Below are 24,818 nucleotides of genomic sequence, written 5' to 3'. Positions count from 1 at the left end.
CCTCAACTCTCTCCCGCCATCCATGCGGCAGCGGTCTCGACCACGCGCTCATCGAGTTTGTCGATGCCCTCATTCTCCATGAGGCGGGCGCAGGCATCGGCCAGGGCCATCGCTAAGCGCCAGTTGCCCCCCGTCTTTCTGAGAAAGGCCGTGGCGCTCTTCTGAGTGATGCTCCCGAAGCGCGGGGCCAGGACATAGGCGGCCATCTCGCCCGCCTCCTGCACCGGCTGCATCACCACCTTCTTGGTGCCGATCCGCTGGCGGAACTGCTCCAGGAACACCCGGATTTGCGGGTGGATGAACTTTCTGGCCAGCAAGTCCGTGCCCGCGATCACCAGCCCCGCGCCGCCGATGTCAGAGATCGAGCGCAGCATCTCAAGGGTGGGCCAGCGCAGGTGATTGGCCTCATCCACGATGATCAGCTTGCCCTCGGTCCCCTGCCGGATGAGGCGCTGGATCAGGGTGTTGGATGTGCCGCTCGCATCGATGGGATATCCGGCCTTGGCAAAGGCATGCGCCAGCTCTTGCAGGCAGGTCTTTTCCTTCATGCCTGCCCAGGCCTCGATACGAATGGCCCCCAGCGTCTCGGCCAGCCAGTAGGTCGCCGAGGTCTTGCCGGTGCCCGGATCACCCGTGATCTGACCCAGGCGGCTGTATTGTGGCACGGACATCACCGTTTCGCACATCATGCGCGCCCGGCCCGCCATCTCCGTTTCGACGAAGCTCCTCAATCCTCTTCCTCCGCATATGTGAAAGTCCTGACCACCTCGGGGTCGGCGGTTTCCATTGTTCAATGGGTTTGCGCGGCTCGGTATTGGCGGCCTCGGCCAGGGCCTTTGCGCGCGCCTCGGCATCCATGCGCACCATGCGGTCGATGATCCCGGCATCGACCACTGCAGCCACCGGGGCCTCCGGCGCATCGGGCATATGAGCGATGTGCCGCTCGGTTTCCTCGGTCAGCGACAACAGGGCCACATGCTTGCGCTTTTCAGCGATCTGGCGGCGGAAGGCCTTGCCGCGCCGGTTGACCTCCCGAGCGCCTGCATCATCCAGGACACCAAAGGTGCGCTCCGGGAAGGCCTGGCAGATCAACTCACCATTGGCGAAACAGAACACAAACGCGGGATTGAAGGCGGGCACCCGGAGGGTGATCTTGTGGGTGAGGCCCAGGAGCGCATCGTCGTAGAAATAGATCGTCTCGCCACGGCGGGGGGTGTAGCTCACCCGCCCGCGATCCGGCATGCGCTCGACCTCCTCGGCAAAGGCGAGGGCGAGAACCTCGGGGTGCGAGAGTGTGGTCTTGCCCCATCCCTGATCAATGAAATTGCGCAGGGCCTCATTGGGGCTCATGCCTGCAAGCCGCCCATGCTGAGGGCGCTTGTGATACCACTCCAAGGCTTTGCCAGCGGTCTCCAGAAAGGCACTCGCATCGCCATCGAAGGCCACCGGGTCTTTGCCCTTGGCGTGGGTCTTCTTGTTCATGCGGTCGCCATCGGTCCAGCCGGGGATCGTGGCGAAAAAGACTTGCTCGATATTGCCAAAGGCACCCTCAATGCCGGGCTTGCCCTTGGCATTGTAAGGCATCGACCGCACCACGGCTTCACGGCCCTCGGCCACGCGCGCTGCGACCTTCGGATCACCGGTGAGATCAAACACCTTGAGCCCGCCCTGCGTCAGTCTGGAGAGCTGGGTGAACCCGCCGATCATCGCATCCCAGGAATACTCGGACCCATTGTCGAGATAGAGCATCTCGGGCAGGCCCCATTCCGCGACCATCGCCTCGAAGCTCTGCGCCACATGCTCCCGCCGGATGCCTTCACCGGGCTGCAACAGCACGAACGTCATATGGATTTCATTGGTGGCCACATCGTACCAGGCAATCGCCTTGGGATAGACCGCCGTGCCATCGGCGCGGCGCATCATGATATCCACGGGGTGCACGTCCCCCACCACGATCTGGCGGGGCAGCAACGTGGCATAGTCCCGCCGGATCGAGGGCATATACCTGTCCTGGAAGGTGGCGTTGTCTTTGTCCTTGATCGCGAGAAGCGCGTATTGGCGATGATGCTCCACCTGGCGGCGGTTCACATTACAGAGGCCGAACTGCGTGCCCTTGGCATGGGTGTCGCCGCACCGGCCCAGCTCCAGCGCCTCGAAGGGCACGACCCGCAGGTCTCGGCTCATCTCGATCAGGCGGGTGGTGGATTTCTCCGAGATCGCGCGCCAGCCGCATTCCCCCGCTGCCCAGAGGGACCGGATATAGGTGGTCAGGTCCGCGCCGATCCCGGCCTGCGTGGCCGCATCGATATGCGCCTCAAAAAACGCATCCCAGGCGCGGGTGACCGTCTGGCGCCGGACGCCGTGATCGGCGCGGCGCTTGCGGACCAGACCATTTAGACCAAAGGCCTCATAGTCGCGCAGCCAGTTATAGAGCGTCTGCTTGGAGATCAGCTTGCGTTTCCCGTTGGGGAACAGGCGCGGTTCCCGGGTGAGGCCCTCGATCACCGCCGCCCGCTCAGGTGAGCCCTTCTCAAAGGCCAGGGCCGGGCGGATCACCTCCTGCCGCCACCGCGCCAAAGCCAGATCGGCCTCAAAGCGTGCATCCGTTTGGTGGGCCTGCTCCGGTACAAGACAGGTGCCGCCGGTCGCCACATCGGGCTTTGCGTGGAGCACGATGCCACGCTCCAGATACCAGGCCTCCCGCAGATCAGCGGGTAAGTGGTCTACATGCGCTTGAGGTGCTCGACCTCCAGCACCGCCACGCCCGATTTCAACTTCTCTGACAAGAAGATCGACACCGCGCCACTTGCGCGACTGCAGGGCTTTGCTGACCGCCTGTTTGGATACCCCAGACAACTCGACCAGGTCATTCATCGGCAACCATTTTTCGTGGTTGACCAATGGTTGACCAACAGGTTGACCAACGGCTTCTAGCGGCGGATTGGTCAACCCCGAGGCGTTGGCCTCAACCAGTTCGAATTTGCGCGATGCCTGCCCCATGGCTTACACCGCCACCGTCTCGGGGCGCCCGCCCCTTCTCCGGCACCGGGGACGCGTTCCGTGACGCGTTCCTCGCTCAGCACCGCATCGCGGGGTGCCATGCGCTTCCGGCGTTTGAGGCGCGCCTGGCCCGTGTCGTCCCCAGATTGTCCGCAGGTAGCCACGGGAGTGGTGCTGGTGTGGATGTTCTGCTTCCCACGCCCGCCGAGGTCTGAGGCGCGACATGCGCCAACGATGATCTCACATAGAACCGCTCCGGGCTGGAACGGCTTGCTTCTTGCTGACATAGTGTCCTCGCAATGCTGGGGTGCGTCGGTATGTTGTAATATCACAAATAAGACCAAATGCTCCTATAATCAAGCGACATAAGAACAAATGGACATAAATGAGCGACTAAAAGAGGCCGTATCTGCTAGCGGTTTGAGTTTGCAGGATTTTACCAATAAGATCGGAGCGAACTACCGAACCATGCAGCACTATCTCTCGGGCTCCAGGAAGGTGAGCGCTGAGCTTTTAGCAGCAATGGCGGAGCATTTGGACATATCACCAACGTGGCTTCTAACCGGGCGAGGCGCCCGATTGATCACGGAGAGTGTCGGAGCAAATGCTCATGAGAACCAAGCTTTGGCACTTCAACCCAATGATCGTGTTGAAGAGTTTGTCGCCATTCCGCACTTCGATGCGCAGGCGTCCGCTGGCTTCGATTCGCTAGTGGAGGCCGACGTCGGCTCCGGTTACTACAGCTACAGTCGGGCTTCCATTCAGCGGCGCGGGCTAAGTGAGGATCATCTGTCGGTGATCCGCGTGACTGGCGACAGCATGGAGCCAGAGCTCTCAGATGGTGATCTCGTCCTGATCGCCACGGATCAGAAAGAGCCACGCAACGGCTTTATGTTCGCCGTACATTATGACGGGCAACTGTTTGTTAAACGCGTACAGCGGTTGCCAGGTAATAGGCTCCAGCTGATCAGCACCAACGCACGATACCCACCGATCATTGTGGATTTGGAGGCACCAGAGGATGTCCGATTGGAAGGCAGAGTGGTCGCATCCATGCGTGAGTGGTGAGAGTTAATGCCGTTTTTGGAAACATCCGGCATCATCCGGCATAGTCCAGTTTAGTTCGGGCCATCCTTGCCGAACGGCCGATTTTGCCGCGCCGTCCCGCATCGCCAATAAAACAAGGCTATCATGCGATGACCTTCATCCACCTGTTCCAGTTTAAACCGTACTCACCGTTCCAATTAATTCCGATCCCCCCCACAGCCCCTCGCGCTCCCCGGGATATTTTTGGCCAGATGAAGAGGGATCCTGTGCTTTTCAGCGCAGATCAAGAGACGCGCAAAGCGTGTCTACGATGGTGTTCAGGGCATCTTTTTGAGTGTTGACGCAGGATCGGGCCGCGTCACGTGCCAGTGTCAGGGCTGCACCGTCTGACAGCCAGGTTTGGACAGCCGCAGCCAGGTCTTGTGCAGTCCGCACTTCGATGGCGCCACCGGTTTTAATGAGCGGTGCGAAGGTTTCCGCAAAATTGAAGTACCCCGGCCCGGTGATCACGGCAGCTCCAGCCTGTGCAGGTTCAAATGGATTATGTCCGCCGATCTCTCTCAGTGATCCCCCCAGAAAGACGATGGGGCAGAGGGCATACCAGGTGCCGGTTTCCCCAAGGGTATCAGCCACATAGACCTGAGTTTCGCCAGAGATTTGATCGCCCGCCGCGCGAAACGCAGCCATCAGGCCGGCATTGTCCAAGACGGTCGCAACCTCCGCGCGCCGATCCGGGTGGCGTGGGATCAGCAGCAACAGAAGGTCGGGCCACCGATCCAAAAGCTGTCTATGTGCGTCGAGAACGGTCTCCTCTTCGCCAGCATGGGTCGAGCTCGCGATCCAGACAGGTCGATCAGAGATCTGCGTCTGGATGTCTTTGAGTGCTGCGGTGTCCACTGGCAAGGGATCGGACATGGCCTTGAGATTTGTGCCGGGACGCACCCGGTCAGCAGGCGCGCCGATGGAAATCAGATTGTCTGCAGTCTTTTGATTCTGGGTTAGAAACAGCCGGAAGTGGTTCAGAATGAAGCGCGCCGTTTTGGGGCGTTTTCTCCATCCGGCAACCGATTTGTCGGATAGTCGCGCGTTCAGCAACGCCAGTGGAACATTGCTGGTGGTGCTTTCAATGATCAGGCGCGGCCAGATTTCGCTTTCGACAAAGATCCCGGCATCTGGCGTCCAGTGGTGCAGAAACCGGCGCACCGGGCTGGCTGTGTCTAGTGGCGGGTACTGATGTCGGGTGCGCGGCGGCAACCGTTTCTGGATTACTGCGGCCGAGGTGGGCGTGCCGGATGTGATGAGGAACTCGGCCCCCGGCAGCCGGTCACCCAGACGCGAAATCAGACTGAGCACGGACAAGCTTTCCCCGACGCTGGCCGCATGAAACCAGATCAACGGCCCTGGTGGTCGTGGCTGACTGGCGTACCCGAGCCGTTCGCGTTGCCGGTCTTTGGTAACACTTGCGGCATCCAGTTTCCGTCGCACCGAGCGCCAGACAAGGGGGGCGGCGATGGCGGTCAGGCCGCAGTACATACGGTACAGCAGCGTCGGACGGCCAGATTGCGCTGACATGTCAGCCGCCTGTGTGGCTCATATGACGGGTGACCTGACCGTCGACCTGCTGGCGGGAATAGTCGAAATCATGGCCCTTGGGCTTGAGGTTGATCGCGGCGCGGATCGCGTCCTCAAGCGGTTCTTCGGTGTTCGGGTGATCTCGCAACGGGCCCCGCAGATCTGCCATGTCCTCTTGCCCGAGGCACATGTACAGCTCACCGGTGCAGGTCAGGCGCACCCGGTTGCAGCTTTCGCAGAAATTGTGGGAGAGCGGCGTGATGAAGCCAATCTTTTGCCCGGTTTCGTTCAGGCGAACATAGCGCGCGGGCCCGCCGGTGCGTTCCGCAAGGTCCATGACGGTGTAGTGGTTTTCATACTCGGCCCGCACATCTTTCAGCGACCAATACTGATCCAGCCGGTTCTCATTGCCGATATCGCCCATGGGCATAACCTCGATCCAGGTCAGGTCCATATCGCGCTCGGCACACCATTCGGTGATCCGGGGCAGTTCTTCTTCGTTGAAGCCCTTTAGGGCGACAGCGTTGATCTTGATCCGTAGACCTGCCTTCTGGGCTGCATCAATCCCGTTTAAAACCTGCTTCAGACGGCCCCACCGCGTGATCGCGCTGAACTTGTCTTCGTCCAGCGTATCCAGCGAAACGTTGATCCGGCGCACGCCTGCGGCATACAGGTCGCCTGCAAACCGGCTGAGCTGTGATCCATTGGTGGTTAGGGTCAGCTCTTTCAGTGCGCCTGTGTCCAGGTGTCGCGTCATCGCATTGAAGAACGTCATGATGTCGCGGCGCACGAGAGGTTCGCCACCGGTGATGCGCAGCTTTTCGACGCCCATTTTGATGAAGGTCGAGCACATCCGATCCAGTTCTTCCAACGTCAGAAGCTCTTTCTTGGGCAGAAAGGTCATGTTCTCGGACATGCAGTAAACACAACGAAAATCACAGCGATCCGTGACGGAAACGCGGAGATAGGTGATGGCGCGGGCGAATGGATCGATAAGCGGGGCTGTCATGCGACATAGGTAAAGCCGGAACAGGTCGGCGGCAAGGGTGAACCGTTGCTTTGGGCTGGCGCAGATGCGCGCAGGCCTATAGGCTCGACCCATGAGATATGTGCTTGTGATCACGTGTATTCTGGTGGCTGGCTGTGATGCAGTGCGATCGACGTCGGATCGCGTGTTTGGCGGCACCAAAGCGCCGGCCGAGGCTGAGCTTGCGGTTGCCGAACAAACACCCGAAGCAGAGCCCGTTGCGGCCGCTGCGGGCTGGGTTGGGGCCAAGACAACAATCGCGGGACTGGGCGATCCAACGACGCCCGGTCGATGGATGCAGACGCCGTTGGTTGAGACGGAATTCACCGGGCGCGTTGTCGTCCCCAGAACCGGCGCACAAGCCTACATCACATTGATACCTGTATCGGGTCCTGAGGGCGGCGGCAGTCGGTTGTCACTGGATGCGATGCGGGCGCTGTTGATACCGTTTGACGAACTTGTCGAAGTTGAGGTCTATGCCAACTGATCCTTGAGGTATTTGCCTGCTTCCCTGCGTGCGAATGGCTTCATGGCGTCTCCGTGCGCTGCCAGAAACGCGAGGACGCGTTCGGGATCGTGTTTTGACAGCTCGCGCAGCCACCACGCGATGGATTTCTGAATGAACCAGTCGCGATCCGGAACATATCCGGCCGCCCAGCCGAGTATCCGGTCGCGGCACTTTAGCTCTTCGGGCTTTGGGTGGTTCTGTTTGGTCCAGGGCAGGGTGGCCACCAATGCAGCACGTTTTGTCCACATATGGTTTGACGTGGTCCAGGTTTCGACCTGATCCAATCGCGACGGGTCGGCGGACAACCTTTTTTGCATCGCCATGCATGCATGATCCGCCACGGCCCATGCATCAAAATCAGGGAGCCAGCTCTGCAGCAACGCCCAGGCCGCATCATCGGGCCGGATTCGCGCCTGTGTCAGCAGTTTCGCGGCAGCCAGTCGCCCCTCGTGGATGTTTGTTTGCCACAAAGCGTCGGCCAACCTGATGCGATCAGACACGTCCAGATGTCGGCGCCAGGTTTTAGTCAGATCGTTCAGGACGGGGTTTGGCACACCGAGGTAAGGGCGATCAGCCTTGTGATAAGACGCCATCTGGGCTGCGCGTTCGGGGTCAGCATGGGCTTTGATCTGATCGAGATAGTCCTGCAGCATGGCGACCTAAACCGGCACGCCGGTGGGTTTGCCATCGATGGTTTTCTGGTTCTTCTGACCCCAATAGGCGCGGATTTCGTCGCCCGACTTGCCGTCGACCCATTTCTGCATCGTGTCGCGCTCTGATGTGTACTCCATGAACGGCACGGCGTATCCGCAGGACGTCTGCACCAGATCTATGTCGACATCGTAGATTTGCCGGGCGCTGCGGTGGCTTGGGAAATGTGTACTCAGCGTGCCCCACTCATCGTCTTTGATATGAACCGTGCGTGCGGTTCCGTAGGTGCGCAGGATCAGAGGGCGCGTGGTGAAAGAACACCACATCAGGGTCATGCGATTGACGTCCAGCAGATGTCCCGCCGTTTCATTGCCACTGCCGGTCAGATTCATCCAGACAATCCGGTTCGGCCCCAATACCCGAAGCGAATCCATCCCCTTCGGCGAGATGTTTACACGGCCGTCTCTGCCAGCTGTGCCGACAAAAAACAGGTGTTGATCCTCAATGAACTTCTGGTGTGCCGGGTCGATTTCCGGAAACTGCTTGGCCATGCAGGGCTCCAACGACTGAAAGTGCATTGCGACAGAAACCTAAGGTGCCAACGGTGTCGGGTCCAGCCTCACGTGTCGGTCGATGCCAAGTGGGCTTGCAGCAACAGGTCGATATGCTTGGGGTAGGTTTTGTAACCAGTGAACACAAACTCGTCGCCATCGTCCGGAGAGCGGGCATTGCTTTCCCTGCCCCAGCAACCCGCCCAATCCTGCAGATGGTCCGCGAGCTCCAGAAGGGCCGAAGTCAGGTCCGGTCCCGCGTCAAAATCTGCGCCTTCAATAAGGTCAAGGATTTTCTGATTATGCTTCCGCAGTGCTTTGGCATGTCGGAACGTTCTGCCGTTTGACAGGTAGAGTTGATACGCCTCTTTCGAGGCATGCATAAGCGACGCCAAACGCTGCATGTCGTTGTTTTCTGCGCCAATGCTCATCTGTGACGCTCCGCCGCTATTCTACGGTTACGGACTTTGCGAGATTGCGCGGCTGGTCGACATCCGTGCCTTTGGCAACCGCCGTGTGGTAGGCTAACAACTGTGCCGGAACTGAATACAGGATCGGGGCCAGGTTGGGGTGCACATGCGGCATTCGGATCGTACTCCAGACACCGTCTTCGGCTTCGGCTATGCCATCATCATCCGAGACGAGGATGACCTTGCCTTTGCGGGCCATCACCTCTTGCATGTTGGAAACTGTCTTGTCGAACACCGCGTCGCGCGGCGCCATGACCACAACTGGCATGTGTTTGTCGATCAGGGCGATGGGACCGTGCTTTAACTCGCCAGACGCATACCCTTCGGCGTGGATATAGCTGATTTCCTTGAGTTTCAGCGCGCCTTCCATGGCCATCGGATACATCAGGCCGCGCCCGAGAAACAGAACGTCCCGCGCTTCGGACAGGCGCTGGGCGGCTTTGCGGATGGCCCGGTTCTGATCCAAGGCCGTGTTCAGCACCGAAGGCAGGCCGCGCAGCGCTGCGGCGTGATCGGCCAGTTCTTCTTCGCTCAGGGTTCCGCGGTCCGCAGCGGCTTTGAGCGCGAGCATCAGCAGCACGCTCAGTTGGCAGGTGAATGCCTTGGTCGAGGCGACGCCGATTTCCACGCCTGCATGAATTGGCAAGGCGATATCGCTTTCCCGGGCAATCGAGCTTTCAGGGACGTTGACGACTGAGACAATCTTGTCCGCGCGGCCTTCGCAATAACGCAACGCGGCAAGTGTATCGGCGGTTTCGCCCGACTGGCTAACGAACAGGGCCAGCGTGCGATCCGAGATCGGAGGTTCGCGATAGCGGAATTCGCTGGCGATATCGACTTCGACGGGCATTTGCGCCAGTTGTTCGAACCAGTACTTTGCCGTGAGGCAGGCATAAAAGGCCGTGCCGCAGGCCACCATGGTCAGGCGGTCCAGCTTGGTAAAATCGAGATCGGCGTCTGGCAATACAACCTGATCCCCAGCCGCCGGCAGGTAGGACCGGATTGCTTCAGCAACCACCACGGGCTGCTCTGCGATTTCCTTGGCCATGAAGTGTTTGTGGCCACCCTTGTCCGTGCGCGCATGGTCCAGTTTGATCTTGCGCATCTCGCGATTGGCCAACTCGCCGGAGTCGTTGCGAATTTCCAGCGACGTCCGGGTCAGAACAGCGCGATCGCCTTCTTCGAGATACGTGATCTTGTTTGTGAGCGGCGCCAGGGCGATGGCGTCGGAGCCCACATACATTTCCTCGTCGCCGTGGCCGATAGCCAGCGGCGAGCCTTTGCGGGCAGCGACGATCAGATCATCCTGGCCGTCGAACAGGAAGGCCAGGGCAAAAGCCCCCTGCAGCCGGTCAATCGTGTTGAAGGCCGCTTCCACCGGCGAGAGCCCGGATTTCAGAAAGTGCTCGGTCATCAACGCTACGGTTTCGGTATCGGTTTCGGTTTCAAACCCGATCCCGTGTTCAGACAGTTCGGCCCGCAATTCGCGATAGTTTTCAACGATACCGTTATGCACGACGGCAACTGGACCCGCCTTGTGCGGGTGAGCGTTGTTGACAGACGGCGCCCCGTGGGTGGCCCAACGGGTATGGCCGATGCCGGATTTTCCGGGCAGGGGATCATGCACCAGCAGATCGCTTAGGTTAACCAGCTTGCCGACCGCTCGACGGCGACCAAGCGCACCATCGTTGACCGTTGCAATCCCCGCGCTGTCGTATCCGCGGTATTCGAGCCGTTTTAACGCTTCGACAAGAATAGGTGCAGCTTCATGCTGTCCAAGTACGCCCACAATTCCGCACATGCTTCAGGCTCCTTTGTCCCGGCGAGCCTTCTTCGCCTTTAAGATGTCAAACAGTTTTCGCGCATACCCCAGCTTGTTGTCCTGACGCGCGCGGGCCACGGCCAGAGCATCAGGTTCAACGTCGCGGGTCACGACGGTTCCGGTCGCAGTCATCGCGCCGTCGCCCAGCGTGACCGGGGCCACCAACATAGTGTTCGAGCCGATAAAAACGTTTTCGCCAATCGTTGTCTGATGCTTCATCACCCCGTCATAGTTGCAGGTGATTGTACCGGCCCCGATATTCGTGGCCGCTCCGACCGTGGCATCGCCGATATAGCTGAGATGGTTGACTTTGGCGCCCTCAGCGATCTGAGCATTCTTGATCTCGACGAAATTGCCGACGCGTGTGTTCTCGGACAGTTCCGCACCGGGGCGCAGTCGCGCATAAGGACCTACAGTTGCCCCTCGGCTCAAATGACATCCCTCGAGATGCGAAAACGCCCGGATTGTTGCGCCGCTTTCGACGGTCACGCCGGGTCCGAACACGACGTTGGGTTCAATCACTGTGTCTCGCCCGATCACGGTATCTGCCGCCAGATACACCGTATTCGGCGCCATCAGCGTGACACCCTGCTGCATCAAAGCGGTTCGGGCGCGGTTCTGGTAGGCGGCGTCGGCTGCCGCCAGATCAACGCGCGAGTCCACCCCAAGCGTTTCGGCCTCGTCACATTTGATCGCCGTGGCAGACAACCCACGCGCATTGGCCAGCGCGGGCAGTTCGGTCAGGTAGTACTCGCCTGACGCGTTCTGATTGCTGACCTGATCAATCAGGTCGAACAGCAAGGCCGCGTCGCAGGCCAGAAGGCCGCTATTGGTAAACCGAATGGCGCGTTGGTCTTCGGTGGCGTCCTTGTATTCCACGATTTCGACCAGACGCTCACCGTCCATGATCAACCTGCCATAGCGCGGCTGAACTTCGGCAATATCAAAGCCCAGCATAACCAGATCAAATGACTTTCTGGCCTCGATCATTCGTTTCAAAGTTTCGGGATCAATGAAGGGCGTATCGCCATAGAGGACAATCACGTTGCCATCGAATCCGGACAAAGCCTCGCGGGCCTGTGCGACCGCATGTGCTGTGCCGAGCTGCTCTGGCTGCACCACGACTTGCGCCGTTTCATCCTCTTCCGCCACAGCCTTGGCCACCGCCTCGGCCCCATGGCCAGTAACAATCACGGTGCGGTCAGGCGACAGCGCCGCACCCGCCCGCATGGCATGCACCAGCATCGGTGTTTGCCCGATAGGATGCAGTACTTTTGGAATATCCGAATTCATCCTGGTGCCTTTTCCGGCGGCAAGGATGACAAGGGCAGTGGTCATGAAATCATTTTCTCTTTCGTTTTGGTGTCGTCCGTTTTATCCGCTGAGGGCAAAGGCGCAAGCGGTTCGCCCATCAAACAAGATTGCCGTTTGCAACACGATATGGCGGAATCCTGCCGAGCAAGGAGACGAAATGCGCACGGTCATCTTCGATCTGGACGGCACTTTGGCGGATACCTCGGGGGATCTGCTGGCCGCCGCCAATCACTGTTTCCGGGATATGGGACATGGCGATGTGCTGGTTCACGGTCAGGATGCGGCCGTGGCCTTGCGTGGTGGGCGGATGATGTTGAGCCATGGGTTGAAACGCATCGGTGCACATGATGAACGCACGATCCAAGCCTACTACCCCGTGCTGCTGGAGGCCTACGCCCAGGATATCGACACGCACACCGAATTTTACCCCGGTGCGCTGGAGGCTGTCCAACTGCTAGCGGAGGCCGGCTATGGCATAGGCATTTGCACCAACAAGCCCGAAGCGCTCGCAGATCTGTTGCTGACCCGCATGGGCGTGCGGAACCAGTTCGCCTCGCTTATCGGCGCAGACACCTTGCCTGTGCGTAAACCGGACCCGGAACCTTTGCGCGAGGCGGCGCGACGGGCGGGGGGGCATCCCGAGATGTGTATCCTGATCGGCGACTCGGATACGGACCGCAACACGGCGCGAGCGGCGGGCGTGCCGTCCGTACTGGTCACGTTTGGCCCGTCTGGCGCAGACATGGCGGCTTTGGAGCCAGAGGCCCTGCTGCATCATTTTGACGATTTGCCCGAGATAGTATCCGACTTAATCGGAGCGGCAGCGTGACCGCTTGACCTGACCCCCTTTGAGCCCCAGAACATAGCCATGACCGAAACATTTACTGGCAGCTTCACGCAGCAGGAACCCATCCCCGAAGAGGCAATTGAGGCCGCTTTGGCCGTTCTGCGCCACGGGCGGCTCCATCGATATAATGTCGCGCCCGGGGAGCTGGGTGAGACTGCATTGCTGGAACAGGAATTCGCGGCGCAAATGGGGGCGAAATACTGCCTGGCGGTGTCCTCGGGCGGCTATGCGTTGGCCACGGCTCTGCGTGCAGTCGGTGTGCAGCCCGCAGATCCGGTGCTGACCAACGCCTTTACCCTCGCGCCGGTCCCGGGTGCGATTGCTTCGGTGGGGGCCAAACCGGTTTTTGTTGGGGTAACAGAAGACCTTACCATCGATCTGGACGATTTGCAGGCCAAGCTGGATCAGGCCCGTGTTCTGATGCTCAGCCATATGCGTGGCCACTTGTGCGATATGGATCGGCTGATGGAAATGTGCGACGCAGGCGGTGTGACGGTGATCGAGGATTGTGCACATACGATGGGTGCTGCATGGCGTGGGCAACTGTCCGGTCGTCAGGGCGCGATTGGCTGTTACTCCTGCCAGACCTACAAGCATGTCAATTCGGGCGAAGGCGGTTTGCTGGTCACGGATGACGAAGTTCTGGCGGCCAAGGCAACCATGCTGTCCGGGTCCTATATGCTGTTTGAACGGCACCTAGCGTCGCCGGGACCCGAGGTGTTTGAACAGATTAAATACACCACACCCAACGTGTCAGGCCGGATGGACAATCTGCGTGCCGCGATTCTGCGCCCACAGTTGAAGAACCTGGATCGTCAGGTGCAGCGCTGGAATGAACGATACCACGAGATTGAAAGCGGCTTGCGAGGAACACCCGGTCTGACACTTGTCGAGCGGCCCGAAGCCGAAACCTACGTAGGGTCTTCCATTCAGTTCCTGCTGTTGGATTGGACACCCGCGCGCATTGCCGAAGTCATTGCCCGCTGTGCCAAACGTGGTGTGGAACTGAAATGGTTTGGTGGCGCTGAACCCACCGGCTTCACCTCTCGCTATGACAGCTGGCGCTATGTTGACAGCGACAGGATGCCGAAAAGTGATCGTGTGCTGGCCGGTATCATGGATATGCGTGTCCCGCTGACGTTTTCTCTGGACGATTGCGGGCTGATCGCGCGCATCATCCGTGCGGAGGTCGGAGCTGTGTATCAGTCGTAATCCAAAGGAGTGCGCCTGCGGCGCACGCTCGACATTTAGGAGAACGCCGTCCGAACCGGGCGGCGTTTTGCATTTCTGCCTTCGGTCGCCGGCAATGATTGACCGGCTGGAGATTCGCTGCTACTTAGTTATTGAACACTTGTTCATTAACGCGGAGGAGGAGAGCGTTTATGTTCACGACGACGATGCAATTCGATCTGGGTGAAGATGTGAACGCGCTGCGCGAGATGGTGCATCGCTGGGCGCAGGAGCGGGTCAAACCGATGGCCACTGAGATTGACCAATCGAACGCCTTTCCGAACGAGTTGTGGAAAGAGATGGGCGAGCTTGGCCTGTTGGGGGTCACTGTCCCCGAAGAGTATGGCGGGGCGGACATGTCCTATCTCGCGCATACAATTGCGGTCGAAGAGGTCGCGCGGGCCTCTGCCTCGGTTTCGTTGTCTTACGGGGCGCATTCGAACCTGTGCGTCAACCAGATTAAACTGAACGGAACCGAAGAGCAAAAGCAGAAATACCTGCCGCGCTTGATATCCGGGGACCACGTGGGCGCGTTGGCGATGTCCGAGGCGTCCGCCGGGTCGGATGTCGTGTCGATGAAGCTGCGCGCCGAAAAGCGGAATGATCACTACCGATTGAACGGCAACAAATACTGGATCACCAACGGGCCGGATGCGGACACACTGGTTGTTTATGCCAAGACTGATCCCGATGCCGGATCCAAGGGGATCACGGCGTTTCTGATCGAGAAAGAGATGACCGGGTTCTCGACCTCACCCCATTTCGACAAGATGGGCATGCGCGGATCAAATACCGCAGAGCTGATATTTGAAGATGTCGAGGTCCCCTTTGAAAACGTGCTGGGTGAAGAGGGCAGAGGGGTGGCCGTTCTCATGTCGGGGCTGGATTACGAGCGCGTTGTACTGGCCGGGATAGGGACGGGAATCATGGCCGCCTGCCTGGACGAAATCATGCCGTATCTGGCCGAGCGCAAGCAATTCGGCAAACCGATCGGAAGCTTTCAACTGATGCAGGGTAAGATCGCAGATATGTACACCGCGATGAATTCAGCGCGGGCGTATGTCTATGAAGTGGCGAAGGCCTGCGACCGTGGTGATGTAACCCGTCAGGATGCGGCCGCATGCTGCCTCTATGCCTCGGAACAGGCGATGGTGCAGGCGCATCAGGCCGTTCAGGCTATGGGTGGGGCAGGGTTCCTGTCTGATTCCGCAGTCAGCCGGATTTTCCGGGATGCCAAGCTGATGGAAATCGGAGCAGGCACCAGCGAAATCCGCCGGATGCTGGTTGGTCGTGAAATGATGAACGAAATGCTCTGAGCAAAGAAAAACGCCCTGCGGTCGTAAGACCTGCAGGGCGTTTCGTAAAAAGGATCAGAAGCGATGGACGTAGGATACGCCGATCAGCCAGGGATCGATTTCGGCGGTGCCGATATCGGCACCGTTCAGCGTGACGTCCGAGTCGATATCGAACCAGCGGACGTTCAGACGCACAGCACCTTTGTCCGTAACCATGTAGTCGAGGCCGGCCTGCAGAGCGACGCCGAAGGAATTGTCGAGCTCCAGATCGCCCAGGGGCGACTCTTCATCAAAGAAGATCGTGTAGTTGAGACCGGCACCCACATAAGGTTTCCAGGCGCTGTTGGTCGGGAAGTGGTAGTTCAGCGACAGGGTCGGCGGCAGGTGCTTGGTGCTGCCGGCATCCACGCTGCCCCCGAGGGTGATGTCGTGGCTAAACGGCGTTGCAGCCAGCAGTTCGATGCCCAGATTATCCTGGATGAAGTACTCGGCGGTGAAGATCGGGCGGGTGTCCGAGTCGACGTCCGCGTCAAAGCTCGCAACCGTACCGTTGTCGGATTTCGGGTCAAGGTAACCGACCCCGATTCCGATGGTCCAGTCCCCCTGGTTTTGGGCAATGGCGGGCGCAGCAAGCGCAACCAATGCGGTAGAAAGAGTCAAAGCGGCGAGTTTCTTTGTCATGTTCATGCCCTTGGTTTGAGTGACAGCGCCTTTGTGGCTGCCTCACGCCCCGAACACTCTGATCTGCATCAAGTTTTTGTGACTTTGGGTGGGTCAACCTGTCGCACATCTGGCCAAAACCGAATGGAAAAGCCCCATGCGTCCAGCTGAGTGCATACCCGGTTTGCGTTTTGATGGTAGCTGGGACGTTCCTGAGCAACTGAACATGGCGCGGCAGTGCCTGTCGCAGCAGCCCGATCGCGTGGCGATAGTGGACTTGACGGGCGAGCACGCGGTCCGTGTTACCTTTGCTGAGCTGGCAGAAATGGTGGATGGCATTGCCCGCGCCCTTCTGCAAACCGTTCAGCCCAGGGACCGTGTGGGCGTCTTGCTGAGCCAGTCGCCCTGGTGCGCGGCGGCGCATCTGGCGATTTGGAAACTCGGTGCGATCTCCGTGCCGCTGTTCAAACTGTTCAAACAGGACGCGCTGCGGTCGCGCATTCAGGATGCTGGCGCAGAGATCGTTTTGACAGACACTGAAGGGTCCGAGCTGCTCGGTGATCTCTCGGACCCTTTGATCGCATCCGAAATCGGCGTGCCCGGTGCTCCGCTGTCGTACGCCGAAACAGGGCCGGAGGACCCGGCAGTCCTGATTTATACATCCGGCACCACCGGCAGTCCCAAAGGCGCGTTGCATGGACACCGGGTTCTGACGGGCCATTTGCCGGGTGTTTCGATCAGCCACAATCACCTGCGCGACGGCGATTGCCTGTGGACGCCCGCCGACTGGGCCTGGATCGGCGGGTTGTTCGATGTCCTGATGCCGGGTCTGGCGCTGGGGGTTCCGGTTGTCGCGGCGCGGTTGGACAAGTTCACGCCCGAAGCCTGCGCCGCCGTCATTGAGCGCGGAGCGGTGCGGAACGTGTTTTTCCCACCGACCGCGCTGCGGATGCTCAAGGCGGCGGATCAACGGATACCGGGTCTGCGCTCGGTCGCCTCAGGGGGCGAGCCGCTCGGGGCAGAGATGCTGGCTTGGGGAAAGCAGGCCTTTGGTCTGACGATCAACGAGTTCTACGGCCAGACTGAGTGCAACATGGTCGTGTCCTCCTGCGCCGAGGATTTCCCCGTGAACCCCGGCTGCATCGGCAAACCGGTGCCAGGGTATGAGGTGGCGGTGATTGATGAAGATGGAGCGCGGACGGATGGAGAGGGCGACGTCGCCATCCGGTGTGGATCGGCCTCGATGCTTTTGGAATATTGGAACAATCCACAAGCGACGGCCGAGAAATTCCGGGGGAATTGGCTGATCACCGGGGATCGCGGTGTTTGGGAGGGCGACTATCTGCGCTTCGTCGGTCGCGATGATGACGTGATTACCTCAGCCGGATACCGCATTGGCCCGGCCGAAATCGAGGATTGCCTGCTGACCCACCCTGCGGTGGCGACGGTGGGCGTGGTTGGGAAACCGGACCCGTTGCGGACCGAGATCGTGAAGGCCTATGTGGTGTTGAAACCTGGGGCCGAGGCCTCAGGCCAGGAGTTGCAGGAGTGGGTCAAGGACCGGCTGGCGCAGTATTCTTATCCTCGGGAGGTGGCGTTTCTGGAAGAGTTGCCGATGACAGTGACCGGGAAGGTGATCCGGAAGGAGTTGAAGGCGCGGGCGGCGGGGGAATTGAACAGGTGATATTCAAATTGAGAAACTTGTTTGTTTTGGCGACTGCGCTGACTGCAGTTAGCGTGGTAACAAAATCTCAGGCAGCTAGCCCCGACAGTTTTGATACAGTCGCATTTTTGCGAGCTTGCAGCGATCTGGTCCCAAATGTCGACTATGCGCTTCCTATGGATGTGGAATGTATCAGGCATAGTCATAGGATGTGTGATTTGGCGGATCCGAGTGCTGAGGCCGAAAGATGTGTTTCCGTGGTTTCCAATTGGATGCGCGACGAAACGGTCTCGGAACGGTCTCAAATCCCCCCAAAAAACCGTCTCGGTTATGAACTCCCTCCTACCGCGCGAGAGGTATTAAGAGATGCAAAGAGAATATTCTACGGTGAAGTATTGGAGCAATTTGCACCAGCGATAACTGATTGCGAAGATATTCAGATCGAGGGCGTCTCTGAGCAGGTTGCTTGTGGTTATGCGGACGCGTTGGCTGGTTGGCTCACGCTGAGAATTCTCCAACGTGCGGCTGAACGTGCTGAAGAAAAACAGGTACCTTAGATATGAAGCTTTCATCCAAAGCCATGCCCACCTCTGAGGGCTTCAAAGCAAACCGTGCAGCCCATCTCGACGCACTGGCGCAAATCTCCTCCGCCGCAGAAGCCGCCCGCATGGGCGGGGGCGAAAAATCCCGCGCGCGGCACGTCTCTCGGGGCAAGATGCTCCCGCGTCGCCGGTTGGCGAACCTGCTGGATCCGGGGTCTCCGTTTCTCGAAATCGGCGCGACTGCGGCGCATGGGATGTATGGCGATGCCGCACCTTGTGCCGGGGTGATCGCCGGGATCGGTCGAGTGCAGGGGCGCGAGGTCATGGTGGTGTGCAATGACGCCACCGTGAAGGGTGGCACATACTATCCGATGACCGTCAAGAAGCACCTGCGCGCGCAGGAGATTGCTGAGGAAAACCATCTGCCCTGCATCTATCTGGTCGACAGTGGGGGTGCGAACCTGCCCAATCAGGATGAGGTCTTTCCCGACCGCGATCACTTTGGCCGCATCTTCTATAATCAGGCACGGATGAGCGCCAAAGGGATCGCTCAGATCGCGGTTGTGATGGGGTCATGTACAGCGGGCGGGGCCTATGTGCCTGCGATGTCGGATGTGACAATCATCGTGAAAGAGCAAGGCACGATCTTTCTGGCCGGGCCGCCCTTGGTCAAGGCCGCAACGGGCGAGGTTGTCAGCGCCGAAGACCTCGGCGGTGGTGATGTGCACACGCGCCTGTCGGGTGTGGCGGATTATCTGGCCGAGGATGATGCGCACGCGCTTGCGCTGGCGCGACGCGCGGTTGGATCACTGGGTAGTGCCGGGCTGAAGCCCGGCCTACAGTTCGAGGCGCCCGAAGAGCCCGCCTATGATCCAGAAGAAATTCTGGGTGTGGTACCGGCTGATCTGCGCACCCCATACGATATTCGCGAAGTGATTGCGCGGCTGGTCGATGGGTCGCGCTTCGATGAATTCAAGCCGCGCTTTGGCGAAACGCTCGTGACCGGCTTTGCCCATGTCAAAGGCTGCCCTGTCGGGATCATCGCCAACAATGGCGTGCTGTTTTCCGAGGCCGCGCAGAAGGGCGCGCATTTTGTCGAGCTTTGCTCTCAGCGTCGTATCCCGCTGGTGTTCCTGCAAAACATCACAGGCTTTATGGTCGGTCGCAAATACGAAAACGAAGGCATAGCGCGGCATGGGGCCAAGATGGTGACAGCTGTTGCCACGACCTCGGTACCGAAAGTTACTATGCTGGTGGGCGGCTCTTTTGGGGCCGGGAATTACGGCATGGCTGGGCGTGCTTACCAGCCGCGGTTCCTGTGGACCTGGCCAAATTCGCGAATTTCGGTGATGGGTGGCGAGCAGGCCGCAGGCGTTCTTGCGACCGTCAAACGCGACGGGATCGAGCGGCAGGGTGGCACGTGGACGGCCGAAGAAGAGACTGAATTCAAGCGCCCGACGCTGGAGATGTTCGAGGAGCAATCGCACCCGCTTTATGCGTCGGCGCGCCTATGGGATGACGGCATCATCGACCCGCGCAAATCGCGCGACGTGCTGGCCTTGTCGCTGAGCGCGGCGCTGAACGCCCCGATTGAGGAGACACGTTTCGGCGTGTTCAGGATGTAGGTCATGCCGTTTACTGCGAGTATTCAAGATGTATTCTCCCTTCCGGGCAAGGGAACGGTTCTTTGGCTCTCAGATGTGGCCGGAGAGCTCGAAAAAGGTGAGCGGTTTGAAACGGATCTGGGTGAAGCCGTGGTTCTTGAGGTCTGTGAACCTGGGATTAGGGATCGCTCATGCCTTACGGGCAGAAAGGTTCCTCCGTATGCAGCGATATTGACGGATTTGCCGATGCCAAAAGGAAAAGACCTCCACAAAACAATTATTCGGACGACTTAGGGGGCGCTATGAGCAACAGTCTTGAAGATGTGAAAACACGATACCCCGGCGCACAGACATTCAAGTTTGGCGACAATGCTGTCCTGAGTGCTGAACTCTTGGCATTGGTGCGTGCTGGGGTCAAAACCGCCACCTGCGGCGCGCTGCGCGATTACTTGGAAGAAAGCGAGGATATTCCGGTGGTTGGCCGCCGCGATATCGCCTTGGAGTGGGACGACCGTCCGGCTCTGGTCATTGAAACCGTCGAGGTGACGATCTGCCGCTACTGCGACGTATCCGAGGAATTTGCACTGGCGGAAGGCGAAAATGAAACGCTTGCGGGATGGCGGGACGACCATCGCCGGTACTTTGAACGCAATGGCGGGTTTGATCCTGAGATGGAACTGGTTTGCGAACGGTTTCGTCTTATCGAAGATCTTGCAACTGGGGGCTAGGGCATGTTCAACAAAATCCTGATAGCCAACCGGGGTGAGATCGCCTGTCGCGTCATTGAAACCGCTCAGAAGATGGGTGTGTCCTGTGTTGCCGTCTATTCCGATGTGGATGCGACGGCCAAACATGTTCAGATGGCGGATGAGGCCGTTCACATTGGCGGTGCGGCTCCGGCTGAAAGTTACCTCAAAGGCGATGTGATCATTCAGGCAGCGCTGGATACGGACGCGCAGGCAATCCATCCGGGGTATGGGTTTTTGTCGGAAAACCCGGATTTCGTCGAAGCGGTTGACGCTGCCGGGCTGACTTTCATTGGCCCTTCGGCGGACGCAATCCGCAAGATGGGGCTCAAGGACGCGGCCAAGGTCCTGATGGAGCAGGCCGGCGTGCCGGTTGTGCCTGGCTATCACGGCGACAATCAGGACCCCGAGCACCTCGCCGGCGCGGCGGACACGATCGGGTATCCGGTGTTGATCAAGGCCGTTGCAGGCGGGGGTGGCAAAGGCATGCGGCTGGTCGAGCGGCCAGAGGACTTTGCGACCGCCTTGGACAGTGCGCAGGGTGAGGCTCGAACGGCCTTTGGCAATGACGCGGTTTTGGTCGAAAAGTTTGTCGCCAAGCCGCGCCATATCGAGGTGCAGGTGTTCGGTGATGGCACCCATGCGGTGCATCTGTTTGAACGGGATTGCTCGCTCCAGCGCCGCCACCAGAAGGTGATCGAGGAGGCTCCGGCCCCTGGTATGACGCCCGAGATGCGCGCGGCGATGGGTCAGGCCGGCGTGCGCGCGGCTGAGGCCATCGGCTACAAGGGGGCGGGAACGGTGGAGTTCATCGTCGACGCCTCGGACGGACTACGCCCGGATCGGTTCTGGTTCATGGAGATGAACACGCGCCTGCAGGTGGAACACCCGGTGACCGAAGCGATCACCGGCGTGGATCTGGTCGAATGGCAATTGCGGGTGGCTTCTGGTGAAAGCTTGCCGCGACACCAAGACGACCTGATGATCGATGGCCACGCGTTTGAGGCCCGTTTGTATGCCGAGGACGTGCCCAAGGGCTTTTTACCCGCAACGGGCACGCTGACCCATCTGCGGTTTCCAGAAGGGTGCAGGGCCGACAGTGGCGTGCGCGCGGACGATGCGATCAGCCCGTGGTACGACCCGATGATCGCCAAAGTCATCGTGCATGGGCCGACGCGGGCTGTGGCGCTGGAACACCTGCACCGGGTTCTGAACCAAACCGAGGTTGCGGGAACCGTTACCAACCTGGCTTTTTTAGGTGCTTTGACGCGTCATCCGGGGTTTGCATCTGGGGATGTGGATACCGGATTGATTGGCCGCGATCTGGACACGCTGGTGCGGCCGGCCGAGATTGCCCCGGCAAGCTACGTCGCAGCGGCAATGCACGCGCTTGGGCTGACTGAGGTGACAGGCGAGGCTGGTTTCACGCTGTGGGCACCGCTGCATCGTGCGGCTCAGTTGATACGAAATGAAGAAACCATCGACCTGGATGTGCAAGTCGACGGGCCAGATCGGCAAATCTGGCAGGTTGGAAATACGACCGTTATTGCTCAGCGCCGCGATGGGCGGTGGCTGTTGGATGGCCTGCCAATTCCCAATGTCGCCATCTCGGGCGCCAATATCACCGTTTTTGAGTACCACGGGCAAGTGTTTGAAATTGCTGATCCGTTGGATCGCGATGCTGGTGCGATGGGGGACGTTAACGTAATCGAGGCGCCGATGCCCGGGCTGGTCAAAGCCGTATTTGCGGGCGCGGGCCAAGCGGTCAAAGAAGGAGACCGTTTGGCCATTCTGGAAGCCATGAAAATGGAACACTCCTTGCTGGCCGCCCGGGACGGCGTTGTCGCCGAGGTGCTGGCTGAAGCGGGCGCACAGGTTGAAGCCGGGGCCGCTCTGGTCCGATTGGAAGACGGCGGTGAGTGACCTTCGGCTCATCGGCTATCGCCACAGTGTTTATACACGCGCGGTGCGAATGGCTTTGGCGGAACTGACGCTGGACTATAACTGGCAGGACGTGGATCCGTTTCAGGACCAAGTTGCCAATCATCCGTTTGGGCACGTGCCGGTGCTGGAGACGCGCGATCTCCGCATCTACGAGACCTGGGCCATTCTGACCTACCTTGAGGCGCGGTTTCGAGACTCTGGACCCAACGACCACACCGCCAAGGCACTGTATCTTGCGCGGGCGGCTCAGGTGGCCAGCATGGTGAACGCGTATGCCTATTGGCCATTGGTACGACAGGTCTATGCCCATGCTGTGTTTGCTCCGGCAATGGGCGAGGTGCCAAACGACGCTGAGATTGCCGCCGGGTTTGCGCAAGCGGATCGCGTGCTGGACGCATTTGAAGAGGTTGCGGAAGAGGCCGTTGTGCTCAACGGCACACGCTTTGGGCCTGCCGACTGGATTCTGTTTCCGATGATCGATGCGTTTCGTCGCGTGCCGGATGCCCGGACCATGCTGCAATCCAGACCAAAGCTGAACGAGTGGTGGACGGTCTTGTCCGAGCGACGCAAGGTATCGGATACATTTACAGCGCTGGATGGAGGTCCGAAGGGGTCAGTAAAAAAGGCGACTAGGTGATGGATCGTCCGCAGCTCAAGGAGGGGTCTTGATGACGGAACGCGTGGAGATATTCGAAGTTGGGCCGCGTGACGGTTTGCAGAACGAAAAGCGCGAAATCCCTGTGGCCGAGAAGGTGGCGCTGATTGATTGCCTCAGCCGCGCCGGCTTTAATCGGATCGAGGTCGCCAGTTTTGTCTCTCCGAAATGGGTGCCCCAGATGGCAGGCAGTGCAGATGTTCTGGCCGGCATCGCGCGCGAGCCAGGTATTCGATACGCCGCTCTGACGCCGAATATGCGGGGGTATGAGGACGCGATTGGGGCCAAGGCTGACGAAATTGCGGTCTTTGCCTCCGCGTCCGAAGGCTTCTCGAAGGCAAATATCAATGCAAGCATCGCCGAGTCGATTGAACGGTTCGTTCCGATCCTTGAGGCAGCGCGGCACATCGATCTGCCAGTGCGCGGCTATGTTTCATGCGTGACGGACTGCCCCTACGACGGACCGACACCACCAGAGAGGGTGGCGGAAGTTGCGGATGTGCTGTTCTCGCACGGGTGCTATGAAATCTCGTTGGGGGACACGATCGGGCAGGGTACGCCAGACAAAATCGCCCATATGCTGCTGGCAGTGAGGGAACGCGTGCCCGTCACCCGGCTGGCCGGGCATTTCCACGACACCAATGGCCGCGCTATCGATAACATCGACGCCTCATTGGCTCTGGGCGTTCGGGTGTTTGATGCGGCCGTTGGTGGGTTGGGGGGATGTCCCTATGCACCTGGTGCCGCCGGCAATGTCGCGACCGAGGCGGTGGCCGCGCATCTTGAGCGGTTGGGATATCAAACTGGTTTGGACGCAGGCGTTCTTGAGAAAGCGGCGCAGATGGCGCGGGCGATGCGGCAAGGCTGAGGTGTAGACATGTTCGAAACGATCAAAGTCACAATCGATGCACGCGGTATTGCCACTGTTTTGCTGGACCGCGCGGACAAGCATAATGCCATGTCGGCCCAAATGATTGCGGAGTTAACACAGGCGGCAGCAGAACTCGGCAGCAGCGACGCCGTTCGCGTTGTTGTTTTGACCGGTAGTGGCAAGAGCTTTTGCGCCGGTGGCGATTTGGGGTGGATGCAGGACCAGATGGCGGCAAATTCTGCCACTAGGTTCCGCGAAGCCCGTAAATTGGCCGAAATGTTGCAGGCCCTCAATACGCTGCCAAAACCGCTGGTTGGTGCGCTGCAGGGCAATGCTTTTGGCGGCGGTGTCGGGTTGGCATCGGTGTGTGATGTGGCAATTGGTGTAGACAGTCTGAAAATGGGGCTGACCGAGACCAAGCTTGGGCTGATCCCGGCAACCATAGGTCCGTATGTGATTGCCCGCATGGGTGAGGCAAAAGCCCGCCGCGTGTTCATGTCTGCGCGGCTGTTCGACGCGGCAGAGGCCGTCGAGCTTGGGTTGTTGGCCAGGGCCGTGCCTGCCGCGCACTTCGAGGATGCCGTCAAGGCAGAAGTATTGCCGTATTTGGCCTGCGCACCGGGCGCCGTTGCCTCGGCCAAAAAGCTTGTCGCGACCCTGGGTCCATGTATTGACGACACCGCAATTGATCATACCATTCAGATGTTGGTCGAACGTTGGGAGACCAAGGAGGCGCACGAGGGAATCGCGGCGTTCTTCGATAAACGTAAACCTGCGTGGAACAACGAAGTTTAGCCAT

25 protein-coding genes are annotated in these 24,818 nt (G+C 59.5%); 15 read left to right on the top strand and 10 right to left on the bottom strand.

All coding sequences use genetic code 11. The features are described from left to right. Window positions 1-2: 2 nt before the first annotated feature. Both ACR3ES_RS16625 and ACR3ES_RS16620 read right to left on the bottom strand, forming a co-directional pair. Window positions 3-671: an AAA family ATPase gene (locus ACR3ES_RS16625; RefSeq protein WP_480423910.1), complete on the bottom strand. Its 669-nt coding sequence runs from the start codon at window positions 669-671 to the stop codon at window positions 3-5. Further along, the gene (locus ACR3ES_RS16620; RefSeq protein WP_480426500.1) at window positions 628-3,000 is read right to left on the bottom strand and encodes a helix-turn-helix domain-containing protein; all 2,373 of its coding nucleotides are present in this window, start codon (window positions 2,998-3,000) and stop codon (window positions 628-630) included. Before ACR3ES_RS16620 ends, ACR3ES_RS16625 begins: the two co-directional genes overlap by 44 nt. Here ACR3ES_RS16620 and ACR3ES_RS16615 point away from each other — a divergent pair. Together ACR3ES_RS16615 and ACR3ES_RS16610 are read left to right on the top strand one after the other, a co-directional pair. Then, the gene (locus ACR3ES_RS16615) at window positions 2,988-3,215 is read left to right on the top strand and encodes a hypothetical protein (RefSeq protein WP_480479826.1); all 228 of its coding nucleotides are present in this window, start codon (window positions 2,988-2,990) and stop codon (window positions 3,213-3,215) included. The two genes, ACR3ES_RS16620 and ACR3ES_RS16615, sit on opposite strands and share 13 nt — an antisense overlap. A gap of 253 nt (window positions 3,216-3,468) precedes the next feature. After that, window positions 3,469-4,068: a S24 family peptidase gene (locus ACR3ES_RS16610; protein ID WP_480492774.1), complete on the top strand. Its 600-nt coding sequence runs from the start codon at window positions 3,469-3,471 to the stop codon at window positions 4,066-4,068. Between the two features lie 252 nt (window positions 4,069-4,320). Here the strand turns inward: ACR3ES_RS16610 and ACR3ES_RS16605 are convergent, their stop codons facing one another. Beyond that, the gene (locus ACR3ES_RS16605; RefSeq protein ID WP_170433378.1) at window positions 4,321-5,619 is read right to left on the bottom strand and encodes a 3-deoxy-D-manno-octulosonic acid transferase; all 1,299 of its coding nucleotides are present in this window, start codon (window positions 5,617-5,619) and stop codon (window positions 4,321-4,323) included. Between the two features lies 1 nt (window position 5,620). Then, window positions 5,621-6,628 (bottom strand): GTP 3',8-cyclase MoaA, encoded by a 1,008-nt coding sequence (gene moaA / locus ACR3ES_RS16600; protein WP_170433547.1) that lies wholly within the window; start codon window positions 6,626-6,628, stop codon window positions 5,621-5,623. Window positions 6,629-6,719: 91 nt separating this feature from the next. On the opposite strand from moaA, the gene ACR3ES_RS16595 reads away from it, so the two are divergent. Beyond that, the gene (locus ACR3ES_RS16595) at window positions 6,720-7,133 is read left to right on the top strand and encodes a hypothetical protein (RefSeq protein WP_170433381.1); all 414 of its coding nucleotides are present in this window, start codon (window positions 6,720-6,722) and stop codon (window positions 7,131-7,133) included. Here the strand turns inward: ACR3ES_RS16595 and ACR3ES_RS16590 are convergent. The 5 genes from ACR3ES_RS16590 to glmU all read right to left on the bottom strand — a co-directional run bounded on the left by ACR3ES_RS16590 (window position 7,121) and on the right by glmU (window position 11,986). Then, complete coding sequence (locus tag ACR3ES_RS16590; protein WP_170433383.1) at window positions 7,121-7,807, bottom strand: DNA alkylation repair protein; 687 nt, start codon at window positions 7,805-7,807, stop codon at window positions 7,121-7,123. The two genes, ACR3ES_RS16595 and ACR3ES_RS16590, sit on opposite strands and share 13 nt — an antisense overlap. A 6-nt stretch (window positions 7,808-7,813) precedes the next feature. Continuing rightward, window positions 7,814-8,356 carry a pyridoxamine 5'-phosphate oxidase family protein gene (locus ACR3ES_RS16585; RefSeq protein WP_170433384.1) on the bottom strand — a complete coding sequence of 181 codons (543 nt, stop codon included), beginning with the start codon at window positions 8,354-8,356 and terminating at the stop codon, window positions 7,814-7,816. A gap of 68 nt (window positions 8,357-8,424) precedes the next feature. Further along, window positions 8,425-8,787: a hypothetical protein gene (locus ACR3ES_RS16580; protein WP_480423905.1), complete on the bottom strand. Its 363-nt coding sequence runs from the start codon at window positions 8,785-8,787 to the stop codon at window positions 8,425-8,427. A 16-nt stretch (window positions 8,788-8,803) separates the two neighbouring features. Beyond that, entirely contained in the window at window positions 8,804-10,627 is a 1,824-nt protein-coding gene (gene glmS, locus ACR3ES_RS16575) for a glutamine--fructose-6-phosphate transaminase (isomerizing) (RefSeq protein WP_170433388.1), read from the bottom strand. A 3-nt stretch (window positions 10,628-10,630) separates the two neighbouring features. Further along, a complete protein-coding gene (glmU, locus tag ACR3ES_RS16570) occupies window positions 10,631-11,986 on the bottom strand; it encodes a bifunctional UDP-N-acetylglucosamine diphosphorylase/glucosamine-1-phosphate N-acetyltransferase GlmU (protein ID WP_170433390.1) in 1,356 nt (451 codons plus the stop codon). A gap of 133 nt (window positions 11,987-12,119) precedes the next feature. On the opposite strand from glmU, the gene ACR3ES_RS16565 reads away from it, so the two are divergent. The 3 genes from ACR3ES_RS16565 to ACR3ES_RS16555 all read left to right on the top strand — a co-directional run bounded on the left by ACR3ES_RS16565 (window position 12,120) and on the right by ACR3ES_RS16555 (window position 15,355). Then, window positions 12,120-12,791: an HAD-IA family hydrolase gene (locus ACR3ES_RS16565; RefSeq protein ID WP_170433392.1), complete on the top strand. Its 672-nt coding sequence runs from the start codon at window positions 12,120-12,122 to the stop codon at window positions 12,789-12,791. Window positions 12,792-12,830: 39 nt separating this feature from the next. Continuing rightward, entirely contained in the window at window positions 12,831-14,021 is a 1,191-nt protein-coding gene (locus ACR3ES_RS16560) for an aminotransferase class I/II-fold pyridoxal phosphate-dependent enzyme (RefSeq protein ID WP_170433394.1), read from the top strand. Between the two features lie 170 nt (window positions 14,022-14,191). Then, a complete protein-coding gene (locus ACR3ES_RS16555) occupies window positions 14,192-15,355 on the top strand; it encodes an isovaleryl-CoA dehydrogenase (protein ID WP_480423903.1) in 1,164 nt (387 codons plus the stop codon). Window positions 15,356-15,409: 54 nt separating this feature from the next. Here the strand turns inward: ACR3ES_RS16555 and ACR3ES_RS16550 are convergent, their stop codons facing one another. Next, window positions 15,410-16,015: an OmpW family outer membrane protein gene (locus ACR3ES_RS16550; RefSeq protein ID WP_170433398.1), complete on the bottom strand. Its 606-nt coding sequence runs from the start codon at window positions 16,013-16,015 to the stop codon at window positions 15,410-15,412. A 136-nt stretch (window positions 16,016-16,151) separates the two neighbouring features. Here ACR3ES_RS16550 and ACR3ES_RS16545 point away from each other — a divergent pair, with 136 nt between their 5' ends. Genes ACR3ES_RS16545 through ACR3ES_RS16505 form a run of 9 tightly spaced genes read left to right on the top strand, consistent with a single transcriptional unit; the run spans window position 16,152 to window position 24,814 of the window. After that, window positions 16,152-17,678, top strand: coding sequence for an AMP-binding protein (locus ACR3ES_RS16545; protein ID WP_170433400.1), 1,527 nt, complete (start codon window positions 16,152-16,154; stop codon window positions 17,676-17,678). Next, window positions 17,675-18,214, top strand: a complete 540-nt coding sequence (locus ACR3ES_RS16540; RefSeq protein WP_480423902.1) for a hypothetical protein — start codon at window positions 17,675-17,677, stop codon at window positions 18,212-18,214. The genes ACR3ES_RS16545 and ACR3ES_RS16540 overlap by 4 nt, the downstream gene beginning before the upstream one ends. A 2-nt stretch (window positions 18,215-18,216) precedes the next feature. Continuing rightward, complete coding sequence (locus ACR3ES_RS16535) at window positions 18,217-19,824, top strand: carboxyl transferase domain-containing protein (RefSeq protein WP_170433404.1); 1,608 nt, start codon at window positions 18,217-18,219, stop codon at window positions 19,822-19,824. A 3-nt stretch (window positions 19,825-19,827) separates the two neighbouring features. Next, window positions 19,828-20,097, top strand: a complete 270-nt coding sequence (locus ACR3ES_RS16530; protein ID WP_170433406.1) for an elongation factor Tu — start codon at window positions 19,828-19,830, stop codon at window positions 20,095-20,097. Between the two features lie 8 nt (window positions 20,098-20,105). After that, window positions 20,106-20,531, top strand: coding sequence for an ASCH domain-containing protein (locus tag ACR3ES_RS16525; RefSeq protein ID WP_170433408.1), 426 nt, complete (start codon window positions 20,106-20,108; stop codon window positions 20,529-20,531). A 3-nt stretch (window positions 20,532-20,534) separates the two neighbouring features. After that, entirely contained in the window at window positions 20,535-22,472 is a 1,938-nt protein-coding gene (locus ACR3ES_RS16520) for an acetyl-CoA carboxylase biotin carboxylase subunit (RefSeq protein ID WP_170433410.1), read from the top strand. Then, on the top strand, window positions 22,465-23,130 hold the full coding sequence (locus tag ACR3ES_RS16515) for a glutathione S-transferase family protein (protein WP_170433412.1): 666 nt from the start codon (window positions 22,465-22,467) through the stop codon (window positions 23,128-23,130). Before ACR3ES_RS16520 ends, ACR3ES_RS16515 begins: the two co-directional genes overlap by 8 nt. Before the next feature lie 31 nt (window positions 23,131-23,161). Next, the gene (locus tag ACR3ES_RS16510; RefSeq protein WP_170433414.1) at window positions 23,162-24,016 is read left to right on the top strand and encodes a hydroxymethylglutaryl-CoA lyase; all 855 of its coding nucleotides are present in this window, start codon (window positions 23,162-23,164) and stop codon (window positions 24,014-24,016) included. A gap of 9 nt (window positions 24,017-24,025) precedes the next feature. Next, window positions 24,026-24,814 carry a crotonase/enoyl-CoA hydratase family protein gene (locus ACR3ES_RS16505; protein ID WP_480423899.1) on the top strand — a complete coding sequence of 263 codons (789 nt, stop codon included), beginning with the start codon at window positions 24,026-24,028 and terminating at the stop codon, window positions 24,812-24,814. Window positions 24,815-24,818 lie beyond the last annotated feature (4 nt).

It is taken from the genome of Ruegeria sp. B1, from assembly GCF_056535885.1.
This window is presented reverse-complemented; position numbering and strand designations above follow the sequence as displayed.

Bases quoted from the DNA above. Each gene is read 5' to 3' on its own strand.
- ACR3ES_RS16625 (WP_480423910.1), bottom strand. From the start codon at position 671: ATGTCCGTGCCACAATACAGCCGCCTGGGTCAGATCACGGGTGATCCG.
- ACR3ES_RS16615 (WP_480479826.1), top strand. From the start codon at position 2,988: ATGCCTGCCCCATGGCTTACACCGCCACCGTCTCGGGGCGCCCGCCCC.
- ACR3ES_RS16620 (WP_480426500.1), bottom strand. From the start codon at position 3,000: ATGGGGCAGGCATCGCGCAAATTCGAACTGGTTGAGGCCAACGCCTCG.
- ACR3ES_RS16610 (WP_480492774.1), top strand. From the start codon at position 3,469: ATGCAGCACTATCTCTCGGGCTCCAGGAAGGTGAGCGCTGAGCTTTTA.
- ACR3ES_RS16605 (WP_170433378.1), bottom strand. From the start codon at position 5,619: ATGTCAGCGCAATCTGGCCGTCCGACGCTGCTGTACCGTATGTACTGC.
- moaA (WP_170433547.1), bottom strand. From the start codon at position 6,628: ATGACAGCCCCGCTTATCGATCCATTCGCCCGCGCCATCACCTATCTC.
- ACR3ES_RS16595 (WP_170433381.1), top strand. From the start codon at position 6,720: ATGAGATATGTGCTTGTGATCACGTGTATTCTGGTGGCTGGCTGTGAT.
- ACR3ES_RS16590 (WP_170433383.1), bottom strand. From the start codon at position 7,807: ATGCTGCAGGACTATCTCGATCAGATCAAAGCCCATGCTGACCCCGAA.
- ACR3ES_RS16585 (WP_170433384.1), bottom strand. From the start codon at position 8,356: ATGGCCAAGCAGTTTCCGGAAATCGACCCGGCACACCAGAAGTTCATT.
- ACR3ES_RS16580 (WP_480423905.1), bottom strand. From the start codon at position 8,787: ATGAGCATTGGCGCAGAAAACAACGACATGCAGCGTTTGGCGTCGCTT.
- glmS (WP_170433388.1), bottom strand. From the start codon at position 10,627: ATGTGCGGAATTGTGGGCGTACTTGGACAGCATGAAGCTGCACCTATT.
- glmU (WP_170433390.1), bottom strand. From the start codon at position 11,986: ATGACCACTGCCCTTGTCATCCTTGCCGCCGGAAAAGGCACCAGGATG.
- ACR3ES_RS16565 (WP_170433392.1), top strand. From the start codon at position 12,120: ATGCGCACGGTCATCTTCGATCTGGACGGCACTTTGGCGGATACCTCG.
- ACR3ES_RS16560 (WP_170433394.1), top strand. From the start codon at position 12,831: ATGACCGAAACATTTACTGGCAGCTTCACGCAGCAGGAACCCATCCCC.
- ACR3ES_RS16555 (WP_480423903.1), top strand. From the start codon at position 14,192: ATGTTCACGACGACGATGCAATTCGATCTGGGTGAAGATGTGAACGCG.
- ACR3ES_RS16550 (WP_170433398.1), bottom strand. From the start codon at position 16,015: ATGACAAAGAAACTCGCCGCTTTGACTCTTTCTACCGCATTGGTTGCG.
- ACR3ES_RS16545 (WP_170433400.1), top strand. From the start codon at position 16,152: ATGCGTCCAGCTGAGTGCATACCCGGTTTGCGTTTTGATGGTAGCTGG.
- ACR3ES_RS16535 (WP_170433404.1), top strand. From the start codon at position 18,217: ATGAAGCTTTCATCCAAAGCCATGCCCACCTCTGAGGGCTTCAAAGCA.
- ACR3ES_RS16530 (WP_170433406.1), top strand. From the start codon at position 19,828: ATGCCGTTTACTGCGAGTATTCAAGATGTATTCTCCCTTCCGGGCAAG.
- ACR3ES_RS16525 (WP_170433408.1), top strand. From the start codon at position 20,106: ATGAGCAACAGTCTTGAAGATGTGAAAACACGATACCCCGGCGCACAG.
- ACR3ES_RS16520 (WP_170433410.1), top strand. From the start codon at position 20,535: ATGTTCAACAAAATCCTGATAGCCAACCGGGGTGAGATCGCCTGTCGC.
- ACR3ES_RS16510 (WP_170433414.1), top strand. From the start codon at position 23,162: ATGACGGAACGCGTGGAGATATTCGAAGTTGGGCCGCGTGACGGTTTG.
- ACR3ES_RS16505 (WP_480423899.1), top strand. From the start codon at position 24,026: ATGTTCGAAACGATCAAAGTCACAATCGATGCACGCGGTATTGCCACT.